Genomic DNA, 13,967 nt, shown 5'->3' on the forward strand with positions numbered 1-13,967 from the left:
TTTTTACGCACACTGTTGCAGCTGCTGCCATGCTTCCAGGACATCATTGTCATCCAATGCTCGCTGGGATTTCTTGCCTGGTGTTTTTCCTCGTCGGCGAGGTGCTTCTATAGATGTCGGGCCAGCTTGTGAGCGTCTGTTTTCTCGTTTTTCCTGGACAGCCTGTGCCAGCTGAAGAACGTGACCAAGCCGTTTGTTTTCCACAATAGCCCCTTGATCTATTTCTGAGAGCCGATCATAGATAACAAAGGGAAGGGGAGTGTTATTCGCCCGTGGTTCTATCCTTCCATCCGGGTAGTGGTACACATCAATGTAATGTCCTATCAGGCGGCGTGTGGTTTCATTATCTTCAAAGAGGTAAAGTTTTTTGTCGTACTGGATGGTCAGGCGTTTTGATACACATCGCTGTTCGCGCCAGGTAAAGATGAGATCAAGATCTTCATCATCGCGAAGCGGGCGGTGAGCGTCATTGCTGTGACGGGGTTCTTTTGCGAATTTCATATTGTAAATTTGGATAAACTCTTCAGCATAAGCGTTTGCTTCTTCAAGGGTTTTTATTTTTTTCAACCTGAGTTCTTTCACAAGACGGTCCTGCAAGGTCTGGTGTGCCCGTTCAACACGGCCTTTTGCCTGGCAAGTGTGTGCACAAAATCCTTCTATGTTCAGTTCGTATAAGGCACGGCCAAAATGGGTATGGCCTTTGCCGCTGGTGGCCTGTTTTTTGTTCACATGAAAAACGCTTGCCTTGTCGCTGTAAAAGGCCATGGGTTTGCCATGTTTCTCGACATATTGCCGTGTCGCAACGTAATAGCTCAGGGTGGATTCAGAGCGGGTAAAATGCAAGTGCATGAGGCGGCTGGTCGCATCGTCCACATAAACGAGCAGGGTGCATGCTGGTGCCCGATTTTCAAACCAGCGATGGTCACTACCATCAATCTGGATAAGTTCGCCCAGGCAAGCACGCCTGTAACGTGGCTGCTGAATCTTTGGCGTTCGCATTTTTCGTGGAATCCAGATACCTGAACGCATCATTAATCGCCTGACAGTTTCCTTGGCCAGATGAATGCCATGGGTATCGGCCAGCTTTTCGCACGCAAGTGTTGGTCCGAAGTCATGGTAATGGTCGCGGATGATTTTAAGCGCCATTTCCTTCAGTTCTCCGGGCAACTGGTTATTGCTTGGCTTGCCGCGTTTTTTTGAAATAAGACCATACGATCCTTCGTCACGGTATCTTTCAACAAGTCGGCGGACTTGTCTGTCTGACAGTCCGAGCCTGTTGGCAGCAATGGAAGTGGTCATGTGACGGTCAATGATGGCCTGGATTGTTTTGAGGCGGTTGATTTCTTGCATGCTCACAGTAATAATCTCCGATACGTTTCTCATTGAAATGTCTCCTGTGCTGACGTGGGTCTATCAGGATACTTCCTTGTTTTATAAGGAAGAAAGCGGACATTTCTACTTGGCTATATTCGGACATTACTACTTAGCCGCTACATATGAATTTCGCATAACAGACGTTATGTTAAATTGTGGTGGCACATAAATTATGCTGTATTTATAAAATATGTCCTGTATAATGTGCAAAAACAAATACTATTTTATGCGGGGTAAAACAGGATGACAGGCGCAGAATTCAAGGCGGCATTGCGGGAACTGGGCTGGAAACAGGCAGATATTTGCCGGAAGATGGAGTTGCACAGGAACACAGTAAGTGCCTGGGCAGCCTCTGGACCGCCGACATGGGCAAGAGAATACCTACAGGCCATGCTGGCTATCAAGACACTGCATGAGCTCTTTGTGAAGGCGCCACCTGTAGAGCGTCGGCAGAGCATGCTTGAGGAAAGTGAATCGCAGGAGGATAACGCGCTCTGAAGAGGTTTTAACCGTGCCTGACGGTATCAGGAAAAGCGGCAGTTCAAGGTGTTGGAGCACCTTGGCTGCCTGACCATAATCACTACTGAAAAGGAGTAGCAGCTATGGCTAAAAACCATTCTACACAAAACAGGCCGAAAGCAAAATTGCACCAGGCAAAGACCACGCATTGCGGCTTTTTCACGTTCAATAAAGACCACCCAGAATTATTTGCCGTTAACCCCGGGGTACCCGTTACCGTCGCACTGGACGAGGCCGGAAATTTCGTTTCAACAGCGCGAAATATCGCTCATTCTGCATTTTGCAACCCTGATGCAGATTCCATGTACAGCATTTACTGCCTCCTTGAAATGGCAATGGCCGTCATTGAAACGGCGAATCATTCGCTGAAAATGGAGGTGTGCCATGAGCAATGACAAAGCCGTGAAGCGCACCTTGCAGGAACACGCATTTTTTCACTGTAATTCGCAGCATGACAGCTTGTTCGCCGTTCGGGAAAACGTGCCAATCACCGATGCTTTAGCCCAAGTGTCATGCCTTCTCTCTTCCGCTACCAGTGTTGTCCAGTGCAATGACAGCCCTTGCGGTGCAGATTGGGCTGTGGTTCATTTGATCGATATGGCCCAGGCAGTAGTAGAGGCTGTAAATGCAAGTTTGCTGAAGCAAGAGGCCATGAATAATTAAAATTTCAAAATAACTGCGCCTACTTCGACGAGAGGAAAAACCGGGAATATCCTATCCGGCCGGCGCAGTTTTCCACTACCAAGGAGAGAAGTTTTATGGATGAAGAAAGAAAAAAGCACTGGCTGAGAAGGGATGCGTGGGAGGGGTGGCAGGCTGCAAGTTTGCTACATGGTTATGACCCAACTATTGATGCTCTGGCGCGTGCTGCACACGATGGCGATTTTAAAGCCGTTTTTTCCGACACGCTTCAATTGCTTTCTGATGCTGCCGCAATGGGTAAACTGAAGGAGGAAACAAACAGATCAAGTTTCATTGAAAATTTGAATTTTATTTTATATCCAAATTACAACAAACTTTATTACCCGAAAGAGATAATCAAATGGGCCGCCGATAAGGACTTTCCTGATTTCCCTTTTACCATGGCAGACGTTAATAAAAAAGAGATAAATAGTGATTCTATCGATACTGGAAATCACAAATGGCCGTGGGGCGACTACGAGACGGATCTGCTACGAAGACTTGAGCAAGCTGCTCGGAATTTTTGGACGACTTACGATCCAGAAGACCCATCCACTGCTCCCACAAATAAGCAAGTAGAGGATTGGTTAAAAGAGCAGGGCGTAGCGGACCGAACCGCCGAAATCATGGCGACAATCCTTCGCGCAGACGGCTTGCGGACTGGCCCGAGATAATAATTACCCGCGCCCATTTATTATAGTATTTTCGCGGCTTTCAGAGCATTTTGCGAGTTACCCGCACCCCGTTGGCGCGGTGAACTGCGACTATTTTTTCTTAAAATCATGTGAATAATAGATAACCGTGTCCACCACTCTTAGGAGAAAACAAGCATGGCTATCCAAAACATCAAGCCGCAAGTAATCAATCCTGATGGCCTGTACAGGATGAAACAGATCACAAAGGGCGACCCGTCAAAAGGTGTTGCTCCCATTTTCCCCTTTTCCGATTCAACCTTTTTACGGAAGGTTGCAGCAAAAGAGATTGGGCAGCCAATCAGGAATGGATCTATGACATTTTGGCGCGGTAGTGACCTGATAGCTTTCCAGAAAAAACTGCTGGGATCGTGAGGTGGCGCCATGTCCCCTATGGATCTTATGAAAATGGCCCGGCAGATCGGCAAGCTGAAGTCACCTGATGCCAGGCGTTGGCAAGCGCATTTGCTTTGCCGGTCGCTGATCGCCATGCTGCGATGCTCGGAGGTCCTATGAGCTTCAAGGTGATGACATGGGCGTCCAGGCAAAAGGTTGGCGGTTCATCTGCAAAGGCCCTGCTTCTTGTCATGGCCAACCTGGCTGATGATCAGGGCATTTGCTACCCCTCGCAGCGGTATCTCTCCGAAGTCCTGGAGCAAAACATAAAGACCGTTCAGAAGAATATCAAGTTTCTTCAGGAAAATGGTTTTCTGGTTGATACCGGAAAAAGAGTCGGGGGTACAAAATCTGTCATCGTTTATCAGCTTTCAATGTCGAAAGCACCACCAAAAACGGATGAGTTAAATACCCCCAAAGTTGGAGTACCTCCAAAAACGGAGTACGCCCTAAATTACCCGGAAGCACCCCCTATTTTACCGAGAAGCACCCCCAAAAACGGGGTACGGACACAAAAGGAATATAAAGGGAATAGAGATAGTGCTGCGCGAGGTACTCGCTTGCCTGATGACTGGCAACCATCAGAAGAGATGATTTCCTACTGTCGACAAAAAAGACCTGATCTTGATCCACATGAAGTTGGAGAAAGGTTCCGGGACTTTTGGCTATCAAAGCCAGGGAAGGACGGCAGAAAAGCCGATTGGGCCGCTACCTGGAGAAATTGGGTAAGGAATGAGCGTCAGGGTACGGCAACACCATCAGCTGCGAACGTCAGGCCTTGGGAGTTGCCATGATCGGCCATCAGCAAATCATCAGGGCAAGACAGCAGGGGAAAAAGCCATCACTGGTTTTGGTTGAGTACGGAGAAGAACCGCCCAAAGCAGAGTGGGACTTCCAGCACCCAGAGAAACAGCTTCTCTACGGACTTCACCCCACTGTCTACATCAGAGAAGGTCTTGTACCTGATACCCGGTTTCTATCCGGCTGCAAGGTCGCTTTCAACTGCAACAGGATTACCAGGGAAGCAAAGGAAACCGTGCAGAAGATCATTTCATATCAGCCCGAAATGCTGCTCTTCATGGACAGGAAAACCCAGCAACTGGGCATGTGGAGAAACGGAAAATGGGAAACATGAAAAACATACTCGTTGATGACGATATCGACTTTGACTACTACCTGAGCGAGACAGACGCCGCAGAGAAAGTGCGGCCGGCATCAGGCTACCTGAATGAAGTTATGCACGTCCTGGCGCCGGCACAGGACGCACCGAGAAACCCGCGCATGCCCTTTGCCAACTGCTTCGTGGAGTTTCGCCCTGGTGAAGTTACCCTTTGGGCCGGTGAAAACGGGTCCGGCAAGTCCATGCTGCAGGGGCAGGTTATGGCCGGGCTTTCCGAAAAGCAGGGAGTCTGCATTGCCAGCTTTGAAATGAAACCACCCATGACACTGGCAAGAATTGTCCGGCAGGTCACACAGCACGGTAAGCCATCAAAGGAAAAAGTCAGGGAATGGCTTGATTCAACACAGGGCAAGCTCTGGCTGTACGATCAGCAGGGCACCACCGATGCACGGCGCATGATCGCCGTTGTGAAGCATTGCGCGGAAAGACTGAACTGCAAACATATCGCGATTGACAGCCTCATGAAGTGCGTGAGAGGCGAGGATGATTACAACGGCCAGAAAGCGTTTGTAGATGATCTTACGGCCGCTGCACGTGACTATAACGTTCACATCCACCTGGTAGCGCACATGCGCAAGAGCAACAACGAAAGGGGCATGCCCGGAAAAATGGATATCAAAGGTACCGGCGCCATTACTGACCTGGTGGATAACGTCATCATCCTATGGAGAAACCGCCAGAAGGAAAAAGATGCTGAGGCTGGCAAAGAGGTAAATCGCAACGATCCTGACACCGTCCTGATCTGTGAGAAACAGCGTAACGGTGATTGGGAGGGGCGAACAAAGCTTTACTTCAGCCGTACCAGCATGCGCTACTCCGATGTGCCGAGAGTTGTGTAAGGCAAGGATCTGATGGAAAACGGCAAAAAACAGGAGGTGGAAGTCTTTGATGAAGAAGGGAATTTACTTGACCCTGCCCCCCTTCCAAAGATCGACCTGCATGACGCTCACGCCATCCGAAGGGAGTTGGGATCTGTGTACCGGGACATGCGCTCCGGCCGCATTGAAACACAGGAAGGCACCAGGCTGGCCTATGTCCTGGACATGATACGCAAAGCGTATGACACCAGCGTTTTACAGGAGCGCGTGGAATTTCTGGAAAGAGCAATCGAAAGGAGAAAGAAAAAATGAAGACGGACCGTATTTCAAAGCTGTATGACGGGCTTAATAGTGAGGAACTTGCCGTACTGCGCTTTAATAGCTACATCGATGCGAGCGAGCTTGAAGAAAAGCGTATTATTGACGCTATACCAAGATTCACGTTTGAAAAACCAATAACTGACCCTGCCTATTGGCGACATCTGACGGCCATAAGCGCATTTGCAGCAGCATGGGGCATTTCTTACTGGAAGTTGATGGCAGGCCGTTATATTGCCAATACAACGCTTTTATTTGATGGTGTCAGTGACGAGCAATTCAATGAGGCATTTTCCAACATAGGTGTTGCTGAATCCCGGTTACTGGCACTGGAAAATGTGCTAGTGATTTTATGCGATAAGTATGGAATTAAGGCGGACACTGTAAGGATAGCTGCTGGAGGCGTACCCACTTCTTCACTTGATCCAAAGGAGATTTTTATGCTCGATATTAAACCGGATCTTGAATACCAGGAAGAAATGCAGTCCGCTTTTGAGCAACTGCTAAGCGAATAAGCTGTCACGGCAACTTTTACCAAAGCAGGGGAATCTTGTTTTATTTTTCCGGAGTATCAGTATTTTCCTGATCGGTAAGTGATGCTTTCGGAAAATCCGAAATGCAGTACCCATTTTCCTCAAGAATCTTCTCTGCGATTATCTCAGCCAGGAACCTTATTAATTTTTGTTGTGCTCGCACTTGGCGTTCTGATGGCGTTTCTGAAAACATAATTCCTCTACTTAAAATTCTATGATAGCCAGTTTATTGAAATAGGAAGACTGCCGGCCAAAGGGAGGATTTCGGCTCCCTGTTCTACAAATTCCGCAAAAAGGCTATCCTGCTTTCATAATCTGCTTCCACGCTAGCATATGAGATAATCACATGTACCAATAATTCTGGTGTTTCATTAATATTAATAAGGAGAAAAGATGGCTCGCTGGACTCAAACAATAATAGACATGACAAAAATGGCAGAAATTCCTCAAAAATTAGTTGCCAGTTCTCTGTGTAGCATTGCCTTGGAAAATGGCGAGGTAATTCAGGGAGTGTTGCGCGGCCTTAACATAGGAAATAACGCTGGTGAAGGGGGCGTTTGGAGATATTACGGAGATGTTAGGATTACCACAATAGATCACGTTGATTTCGTGATTGATATTCTAGATATTAAATATGTCACTGACATATGGAGTCAAGCTCTTGCAGAGGAATATGAAAAGCGCGGGCTTATTTCAATATATAAAGGGTAAATTCACATTCGAAAAACACCTCTAGCAGCCTTGATTAGGTGAAGGGAATGAGTGTTTCTTAGCGGTATTTGCTCCCTTATTTCATCAAAGCATCAAATCAAAATGGGGGTATTTCTGGGGGTATATTTAAAAATCGAATGTAAGAATGTCAGTATTCATGCGCCTTATTGCAGACTATTCGATGCGCCCCCTTGCACCATTTTATTTCCAGCTGTGTTGATAGCCAGCTGGAAATAAAATGTGTTGTTGCACAGGCTGTCTGCGTACCTTGATGGCAGACATAGTGTAGAAATCCCGCCTTGCTTTCCCGATTCTGCGTTTTATCAAGCCTCTTGCGGGCGAAATAGCGCACACTATTCCGTTTTGAAAAACACCTTTTAAACTTTCTGATCCGGCCCCATGTATTCATAGGGGAGCTGAAAGGCGTTCTTTCAGTTCTGGATCAATCAACCCGTGAGGAAAGACATATGCATATGGATCATGCTGAATTAAACTCGCCTGCCAACGCTGAACTGATATCGCGACAGCTGAAAGTTGATATTCCGCAAAACGAGCGCGATAGACAGTCTCATTCAAAAAGAGCCGAGCTCAATCTCATCCTGAACCATATAGAAAAAAAATACGGCGTCCTGGTAAGCGAAATCAGGGAGAAGGGGGAAGTCAGTTACCTGATTTCACCACCGGCAAGGAGTAAAAGAGTCGAGGCCAGAAACTTTGTTGTCGGCCGGTATTCCAACGAGCACATGATGCGAAATTTTGCCCGTTACCTGAACAAAGGCCGGCTGAGCCGGAAGAATATCGATGAGACCATCTACGAGATGAAGTCGCTGCAGGATTTTTGCTGATAAATGAGATCAGGTGCAGAGAAAAGGAGGCGAATAGCCTCCTTTTTTGTTTTTGGAGTATGGTTGCCCTGTTCAGGGTCAAAGCGTCCTGAAAATCGAAAAGGCATCATCTGCTGCTTCGGAAAAATCTCGAGGGTAGGCATGCATGCCTTTGCGGTATCCTTCAACCCATGTCTTGAAAGCGGCAGCTTTTTCTGGGTGGGGGTGGTTGACCTGCATACCCTGGCGGGGAACCAGTTCTGAGAATTCGGCAGGTACCTCAACCGCGTTTTTGCCAAAGTACCAGTATTTTTGTGAGGCAAATACCGGCGGGTTGTGCCGGGTGTCTTTCTGCCGCCATTCATCTCCCCGGTGGTGCAGGGTTTGGTGCTGCAGCCAGATGCCGTTTTCAAGGCTGTAAAAATTATCTCCGTATTTCTGTTCATCCGTTCCTTTCACGTCAGGCTTTTTGCATTCAAAGTCCGGATGGAGAAAGTAATCCGAGAGGGAGAGCCTGAGCTGCACCTCCATGGCATACAACAGGCGGTACTGGCCCGACACAGGGAAAAAACCGGCTATCCAGTCTCCGCTGAAAGCTCTGGCGTGCATATGATTGGGTGTGGCAAGGGCAAGTGTGCACCACTGGAAAAAGGGGTTGGGTGCCAGACCGGTGTCTTCTGCCACAATGTAGGTGTAGAGTTTGCCCATGATTTGTCCGTTTTTTGCCCATTTTATCAATGCGGCCTCGCTTTTTCACCTGCTTCACGTGCTGCTTTTTTTTCCATACCGGTGTAAGGTAGAGGGTATCCGTTTGGGTGTTATTTGATATGGCTTGCCCTGTTTTTCTGTGCTTGTGGCAAGATAAACCCGAAGCGGAGATCCGGACAACACTTAAGCTATGGCAAATCGTAAAATTCGTGAAAAGCTGGTATTAAAGCCGGTGGATGAGGGGCACCTTGAGCAGTTTAACAAGCTCCTGAGATATGTGTTCCAGGTTACCAGCAAGGATCTGCTGGAAGGCGGCTATGAGGATGGTGAGCTGATTCGCTCGAAGCTGCCCATGCTGGAGCGGGCCGATGTTTTCGGGTGGTTCAACGGGGACAACCTGGTTTCACAGGTATGCATCTATCCCTGTACCGTTAATATTCATGGGCGGATATATGACATGGGCGGGATTACCGGGGTCGGCACTTATCCGGAATATGCCGGTATCGGGCTGATGAGTGACCTTCTCCGGGTAGCGCTCAAATCCATGCGCGAGAAAAGGCAGTGGATATCCTACCTCTACCCCTACAATATTCCTTTTTATCGCCACAAGGGCTGGGAAATCATGTCAGACATGGTGTCTTTTACCGTTTCGGATGCCAAATTGCCCAAACAGGTTGATGTGCCGGGGTATGTCGAAAGGGGCGAGATCGATCATCCTGATGTACTCAAGACCTATGATCATTTTGCCCGGCGAACACATGGCGCCCTGATCAGAAACGAGGATGACTGGGAAGAATACTGGCGCTGGGAAAATGAGGAAGAGCGGATCGCGGCGGTTTACTACAATGAAAAACGGGAGCCGACCGGTTTTGTCATCTACTGGGTGGAGCAGGATATTTTTCATATCAAGGAAATGGTGTATCTGGATATGGAATCCCGCAAGGGGCTGTGGAATTTCATCGGTGCACACTATTCGATGATCGATGAAGTCCAGGGCAAGATTTACAAGAATGAGCCGCTGGCGTTTTTCCTGGATGACAGCGAGATCACGGAAACGATCACACCGTATTACATGGCACGGATAGTGGATGTGAAGGCCTTTTTAGAGTTGTTTCCTTTTATCGGCTTAAAAACACCTTTTCACTTTGTCGTATCTGATCCAGTAGCGGAATGGAATAATGGCATTTTCTGTGTTGCCGGAACGGAAAACGGAAAAAACCGTATCACGGATGAGCCGCTCGGCAACCCCATCGCACTTTCGATACAGACGCTCTCCGCGCTCCTGATGAATTACCGGAGTGCCAGTTATTTTGCCGATCTGGAGCGTATCAGGACAGATACCGAGACAGTCAAAATGCTGGAAAATATCATCCCTAACCAGGAGCCGTATTTTTCCGATTATTTTTAAATCGGCTTTCTACAGAAATCGGGATTACCTGAACAGGCGCGCATGCACCAGAAAACCGGCCATAGCGGCAATGACCAGTCCCTTGAAGGGTTCACGCCCGACGATTGTCCGGGTGTGATTCAGGTATTGCAGCACCCGATTATTCCCTGTGGATTGGGGCAGGCGTGTTCGCGTTTTCTGACGGCTTTTTTTGCCGTCATTCATGTCGGTGTTCCGGATAAATGTCATTGAATTGTCACTGAGGGGCTGGCAGCAGGATGCTTCCTTTACCGCTTCTGTTTTGGAAAACCGTTCTGCAGAATTGTTGTTGTCATATGCCATGGCCTCATCGAGATCGATGCTATAAATCATGATGGTGTCGATGTGATCAATATTGTCATTGATGTCTGCATGGTGGTTCATTTTGTTTCCTGTCAAAGTCCATCCTCTTCCTTAGTCCGCAAAAACCGTTTTTGATTCATGGATGGGTGTGCTATGCAGGAAAAGGTTTGATTCTGATCAAATTGCGTTCCTGCCTGGCGGGTGTGGCCATATATCCGGAGGATTTTCAGCCCGGGTATTGTTTGTTTTTTCTCAAATGTGAGTATGCGCTTTGGACTTACCCTTTTCACTCACAAATGAAAGGAGACAACAATGAATTTTCTTGAATCAAAAGGTGTGAGAGTGGAAACGGTCAGACCGATGATGGGGAAAATCAAAAACAGGGAGCTGAGCCCGGAGTCCTACCATCTGCATATCGGTGATGATGAGAAGTGGATTACTCTGGATACGACAGATGAGATGTTGTATATGCAGGCCAGGGAAATCGACCCGGAAGATATGGAAAGCGTTTTTCGTCATTTGAAGACACTGCGTAACCGGATCAATTGGCTGATTTGACCGGATTATGAACAAAAAGCCCCGCCATTCATCAATGGGGGGCTTTTTTCATGCCGTGCCATTGCTTTATTCCGGGAGCTGGTGCCTGCCATCTGCTGTTTCTTTTGTTAAAGTTCGCTCCTTATTTTTTCATTTTTACTGCAAGGAGGGTGAGATGCCACGCTGTCTGACACAACTTGCAGGTCTGCCAGGTCATTTCTGACGGGAGCCTCTTTCCTTGATGCCGTTCGCCCACAGGCCGAACGGATGGACAGGAAACTGGGTGATCTTGATCAGCCGCCTGATCGCTTTTCTGACATGCCGTTTGACATCCCTGAGTGGGCATTATCAGAACCGACATTGGGAACGATCGGGGTAATGCCCACCGTGTGCTCAAAGGGGAGGATTTTCTTCCTGCGGACAGGTGAAATGCCGTCAGGGCAAAAAAATCCCCGCAATGCTACGGGGATTTTTTTGTGAAGCTGTTTTTATGCGTGTTCGCCAAGTACGGCAACCGTAACGTTGACTACCACATCAGTGTGCAGTGAAACAGCAACAGGGAAGTCACCCACGGTTTTCAGCGGGCCGGTCGGGAGACGAATCTGGGCTTTTTCAATCGCAAAGCCCTGCTTTGACAGTGCTTCAGCAATATCCGCATTGGTGACGGAGCCAAACAGGCGGCCATCCACACCGGATTTTTGCTGAATCTGGACTGTCATGCCGTCCAGTTTTTCGCCTTGGCCTTTGGCTGCGGCGAGCTTTTCAGCTGCGACTTTTTCCAGTTCGGCGCGACGCGCTTCAAATTCCTCAATAGCCGCTGCGGTGGCACGGCGTGCCATGCGTTGCGGGATGAGGTAGTTTCGGGCATAACCGTCTTTTACGCGGACGATATCCCCAAGATTGCCAAGGTTGGTAATTTTTTCCAACAGAATAACTTGCATGATTTTCTCCGATATCTGATAAATGCACCGCGATTACGACTGGTGCAGGGATGTGTACGGCAAGAGGGCCAAAAAGCGGGCGCGCTTGATTGCCGTATCCACCTGGCGCTGATAGATCGCACGGGTGCCGGTCAGACGGGCTGGCATGATCTTGCCGTTTTCCTGAACGAAGTCTTTCAGGGTTTCGATATCTTTGTAATCAACCTGTTCTACTTTGGCTGCCGTAAAGCGGCAGAATTTTTTACGCTTGAACAGCGGGTTTTGCTGTTTGCGTCTTTCTTTCATTTTGTTTTTATCAAATCTTCTACCCATTGCCATGTTGAGGCTCCTGTATAAATAATTTATTCCTGATCCGTTATGGATGTCACGTTGGTGATGTGAAACACGAGGCTTTTGCTTTTCTTGCTTTTCCCTGCCATGAAGCCGGTAAAACGCTGAATTTGTCCGGGTTCCAGTTTTTTCCAGCGTACCGGCAATTTTGCCGATGGCTGTTGCCGGTATTTCAAATTCGACGATGCGTTCAATCTCTGCTTCGGTCTGCGTCGAACTGTGCTGCAATCTGGCTGTTACGACCGGTATTCCTGCCGGGGTATAGCGTATCGCGTCACGTTCAATGATGCTGGCAATAAGGCTAAGCCGGTTTTCCAAAAGCGTTTCGCTCCTCCTGTCACATTCCCCTGATTATTCCGAAGCAGTGCCTGCTTCTTCTTTTGCGCTTTCTTCAGCAACCGGTGCAGGCTGGCTGGGAGCCGTTTCTGGCTCAGCGCGGCTTCTTGCCGAATCATCCTTTTGTACGGATTTCATCATGGGCGAAGGGCCGGTTTCTGCTTTTTTCATCTTGACTGTCAGGTGACGCAGGATGGCATCGTTGAATTTGAAAGCGGTTTCAAGTTCCTGCAGGGTCTCGTGGTTGCATTCAATATTCATGCAAACATAGTGAGCCTTGGCAAATTTGTTGATGAGGTAAGCCAGTTGACGGCGGCCCCAGTCTTCTACGCGGTGAATAACGCCGCCTTTTGAAGTGATCGTGTTTTTGTAACGTTCGATCATGGCCGGAACCTGTTCACTCTGGTCCGGATGAACGATAAATACAATTTCATAGTGACGCATTAAGTACTCCTTATGGACATTAAAAACAGCCCACCCCGGCGTCAGGTCGGGTGTGGGAAGAAGAAAACATGGAATTTTACCTGACCATTCAATGTATTGCAAGGATTGTCAACGGCCTTGAATGAGGGGTTTTTATGCGTCCAGACGGATGGTACTGCCGATGAGTGCGTTTTTTTGCATTTGGCTGAGGAAGCAGGTATGATACTGTGAAAATATACAGTTTGTATGCGGCATGAGGATGCCGTTTTGATTGAAGACAGGGGGCATGAATGAAAAAGCTGACTGCGCGTCAACAACAGATTCTGGATCTGATCAGCCGGGCCATCGAGCAGACAGGATTCCCGCCAACACGTGCTGAAATAGCCAGTGAACTGGGTTTTCGATCGGTCAATGCGGCTGAGGAACATTTGCAGGCGCTGGCCAGGAAAGGGGTCATTGAAATCACGCCGGGCATCGCCAGAGGGATTCGCCTTCCGAATGCAGACGCGGCCAATGCCGATCGCTATCCGTCGTACAGCGTACCGCTTGTCGGGCGGGTTGCGGCGGGCTCTCCCATTCTGGCGCAGGAACATGTGGAGTCAGAGTACCGTCTTGATCCTGCGCTTTTTTCCGACAAGCCTGATTTTCTGTTGAAAGTAAGAGGGCTTTCCATGCGGGATATCGGCATCATGGAAGGCGATCTGATCGCGGTAAAGAAAACCGAACGGGTCAGGGACGGGCAGATTGTGGTTGCCCGTATTGGCGACGAGGTGACGGTAAAGCGTTTCAAAAAAGCCGGGCGCAGCATTGAGCTTCATTCGGAAAACCCGGATTTTGAGCCGATTGTTGTCAAAGGTGATTCAGAGGATTTTTCGTTGGAAGGACTGGTTGTCGGCCTGGTGCGCACCGTGCAATAG

At 48.4% G+C, this 13,967-nt stretch carries 22 protein-coding genes and 1 pseudogene; 15 read left to right on the forward strand and 8 right to left on the reverse strand.

Going from position 1 to position 13,967, the window contains the following annotated elements:
- Positions 1-3 precede the first annotated feature (3 nt).
- Positions 4-1,383, reverse strand: a complete 1,380-nt coding sequence (locus NB640_RS11040) for an ISNCY family transposase (protein ID WP_269308751.1) — start codon at positions 1,381-1,383, stop codon at positions 4-6.
- A gap of 234 nt (positions 1,384-1,617) precedes the next feature.
- Between NB640_RS11040 and NB640_RS11045 the strand changes: the two genes are divergently transcribed.
- The 10 genes from NB640_RS11045 (at position 1,618) to NB640_RS11090 (ending at position 6,493) form a co-directional block, all read left to right on the forward strand.
- Positions 1,618-1,872 (forward strand): hypothetical protein, encoded by a 255-nt coding sequence (locus NB640_RS11045; RefSeq protein WP_269308752.1) that lies wholly within the window; start codon positions 1,618-1,620, stop codon positions 1,870-1,872.
- 104 nt (positions 1,873-1,976) lie between these two features.
- On the forward strand, positions 1,977-2,288 hold the full coding sequence (locus NB640_RS11050) for a DUF3077 domain-containing protein (RefSeq protein WP_269308753.1): 312 nt from the start codon (positions 1,977-1,979) through the stop codon (positions 2,286-2,288).
- Positions 2,278-2,556, forward strand: a complete 279-nt coding sequence (locus tag NB640_RS11055) for a DUF3077 domain-containing protein (protein ID WP_269308754.1) — start codon at positions 2,278-2,280, stop codon at positions 2,554-2,556. The genes NB640_RS11050 and NB640_RS11055 overlap by 11 nt, the downstream gene beginning before the upstream one ends.
- A gap of 95 nt (positions 2,557-2,651) precedes the next feature.
- On the forward strand, positions 2,652-3,248 hold the full coding sequence (locus tag NB640_RS11060; protein ID WP_269308755.1) for a hypothetical protein: 597 nt from the start codon (positions 2,652-2,654) through the stop codon (positions 3,246-3,248).
- Positions 3,249-3,404: 156 nt separating this feature from the next.
- The gene (locus NB640_RS11065; protein ID WP_269308756.1) at positions 3,405-3,641 is read left to right on the forward strand and encodes a hypothetical protein; all 237 of its coding nucleotides are present in this window, start codon (positions 3,405-3,407) and stop codon (positions 3,639-3,641) included.
- 137 nt (positions 3,642-3,778) lie between these two features.
- The gene (locus NB640_RS11070; RefSeq protein WP_269308757.1) at positions 3,779-4,456 is read left to right on the forward strand and encodes a helix-turn-helix domain-containing protein; all 678 of its coding nucleotides are present in this window, start codon (positions 3,779-3,781) and stop codon (positions 4,454-4,456) included.
- On the forward strand, positions 4,453-4,797 hold the full coding sequence (locus NB640_RS11075) for a hypothetical protein (protein WP_269308758.1): 345 nt from the start codon (positions 4,453-4,455) through the stop codon (positions 4,795-4,797). Before NB640_RS11070 ends, NB640_RS11075 begins: the two co-directional genes overlap by 4 nt.
- Complete coding sequence (locus tag NB640_RS11080; RefSeq protein ID WP_269308759.1) at positions 4,794-5,681, forward strand: DnaB-like helicase C-terminal domain-containing protein; 888 nt, start codon at positions 4,794-4,796, stop codon at positions 5,679-5,681. The genes NB640_RS11075 and NB640_RS11080 overlap by 4 nt, the downstream gene beginning before the upstream one ends.
- 12 nt (positions 5,682-5,693) lie before the next feature.
- Positions 5,694-5,972: a hypothetical protein gene (locus tag NB640_RS11085; RefSeq protein WP_269308760.1), complete on the forward strand. Its 279-nt coding sequence runs from the start codon at positions 5,694-5,696 to the stop codon at positions 5,970-5,972.
- Positions 5,969-6,493 (forward strand): hypothetical protein, encoded by a 525-nt coding sequence (locus NB640_RS11090; protein ID WP_269308761.1) that lies wholly within the window; start codon positions 5,969-5,971, stop codon positions 6,491-6,493. The genes NB640_RS11085 and NB640_RS11090 overlap by 4 nt, the downstream gene beginning before the upstream one ends.
- A 40-nt stretch (positions 6,494-6,533) precedes the next feature.
- On the opposite strand, the gene NB640_RS11095 is transcribed toward NB640_RS11090, so the two are convergent.
- On the reverse strand, positions 6,534-6,704 hold the full coding sequence (locus NB640_RS11095; RefSeq protein ID WP_269308762.1) for a hypothetical protein: 171 nt from the start codon (positions 6,702-6,704) through the stop codon (positions 6,534-6,536).
- A gap of 200 nt (positions 6,705-6,904) precedes the next feature.
- Between NB640_RS11095 and NB640_RS11100 the strand changes: the two genes are divergently transcribed.
- Entirely contained in the window at positions 6,905-7,222 is a 318-nt protein-coding gene (locus NB640_RS11100) for a hypothetical protein (RefSeq protein ID WP_269308763.1), read from the forward strand.
- A gap of 467 nt (positions 7,223-7,689) precedes the next feature.
- Positions 7,690-8,067 carry a hypothetical protein gene (locus NB640_RS11105; RefSeq protein WP_269308764.1) on the forward strand — a complete coding sequence of 126 codons (378 nt, stop codon included), beginning with the start codon at positions 7,690-7,692 and terminating at the stop codon, positions 8,065-8,067.
- 78 nt (positions 8,068-8,145) lie between these two features.
- On the opposite strand, the gene NB640_RS11110 is transcribed toward NB640_RS11105, so the two are convergent.
- Complete coding sequence (locus NB640_RS11110) at positions 8,146-8,754, reverse strand: Nmad2 family putative nucleotide modification protein (protein WP_269308765.1); 609 nt, start codon at positions 8,752-8,754, stop codon at positions 8,146-8,148.
- Between the two features lie 190 nt (positions 8,755-8,944).
- Here NB640_RS11110 and NB640_RS11115 point away from each other — a divergent pair, with 190 nt between their 5' ends.
- Complete coding sequence (locus NB640_RS11115) at positions 8,945-10,162, forward strand: GNAT family N-acetyltransferase (RefSeq protein WP_269308766.1); 1,218 nt, start codon at positions 8,945-8,947, stop codon at positions 10,160-10,162.
- 24 nt (positions 10,163-10,186) lie between these two features.
- Here NB640_RS11115 and NB640_RS11120 read toward each other — a convergent pair whose 3' ends face one another.
- On the reverse strand, positions 10,187-10,564 hold the full coding sequence (locus NB640_RS11120; protein ID WP_269308767.1) for a hypothetical protein: 378 nt from the start codon (positions 10,562-10,564) through the stop codon (positions 10,187-10,189).
- A gap of 231 nt (positions 10,565-10,795) precedes the next feature.
- On the opposite strand from NB640_RS11120, the gene NB640_RS11125 reads away from it, so the two are divergent.
- Positions 10,796-11,041: a hypothetical protein gene (locus tag NB640_RS11125; protein WP_269308768.1), complete on the forward strand. Its 246-nt coding sequence runs from the start codon at positions 10,796-10,798 to the stop codon at positions 11,039-11,041.
- A 467-nt stretch (positions 11,042-11,508) separates the two neighbouring features.
- Here the strand turns inward: NB640_RS11125 and rplI are convergent, their stop codons facing one another.
- The 4 genes and pseudogenes from rplI to rpsF all read right to left on the reverse strand — a co-directional run bounded on the left by rplI (position 11,509) and on the right by rpsF (position 13,071).
- Positions 11,509-11,961 carry a 50S ribosomal protein L9 gene (rplI, locus tag NB640_RS11130; protein WP_269308769.1) on the reverse strand — a complete coding sequence of 151 codons (453 nt, stop codon included), beginning with the start codon at positions 11,959-11,961 and terminating at the stop codon, positions 11,509-11,511.
- Between the two features lie 33 nt (positions 11,962-11,994).
- Positions 11,995-12,279, reverse strand: a complete 285-nt coding sequence (rpsR, locus tag NB640_RS11135) for a 30S ribosomal protein S18 (RefSeq protein ID WP_269308770.1) — start codon at positions 12,277-12,279, stop codon at positions 11,995-11,997.
- A 183-nt stretch (positions 12,280-12,462) separates the two neighbouring features.
- A pseudogene (locus NB640_RS13075) lies at positions 12,463-12,609 on the reverse strand (primosomal replication protein N); the annotation flags it as partial.
- Between the two features lie 33 nt (positions 12,610-12,642).
- Positions 12,643-13,071 carry a 30S ribosomal protein S6 gene (rpsF, locus tag NB640_RS11145; RefSeq protein ID WP_269308771.1) on the reverse strand — a complete coding sequence of 143 codons (429 nt, stop codon included), beginning with the start codon at positions 13,069-13,071 and terminating at the stop codon, positions 12,643-12,645.
- A gap of 269 nt (positions 13,072-13,340) precedes the next feature.
- On the opposite strand from rpsF, the gene lexA reads away from it, so the two are divergent.
- The gene (gene lexA, locus NB640_RS11150; protein ID WP_269308772.1) at positions 13,341-13,967 is read left to right on the forward strand and encodes a transcriptional repressor LexA; all 627 of its coding nucleotides are present in this window, start codon (positions 13,341-13,343) and stop codon (positions 13,965-13,967) included.

Origin of the sequence: Oxalobacter vibrioformis (assembly GCF_027118995.1) — a bacterium.
GTDB classification, from domain to species: domain Bacteria; phylum Pseudomonadota; class Gammaproteobacteria; order Burkholderiales; family Burkholderiaceae_D; genus Oxalobacter; species Oxalobacter vibrioformis.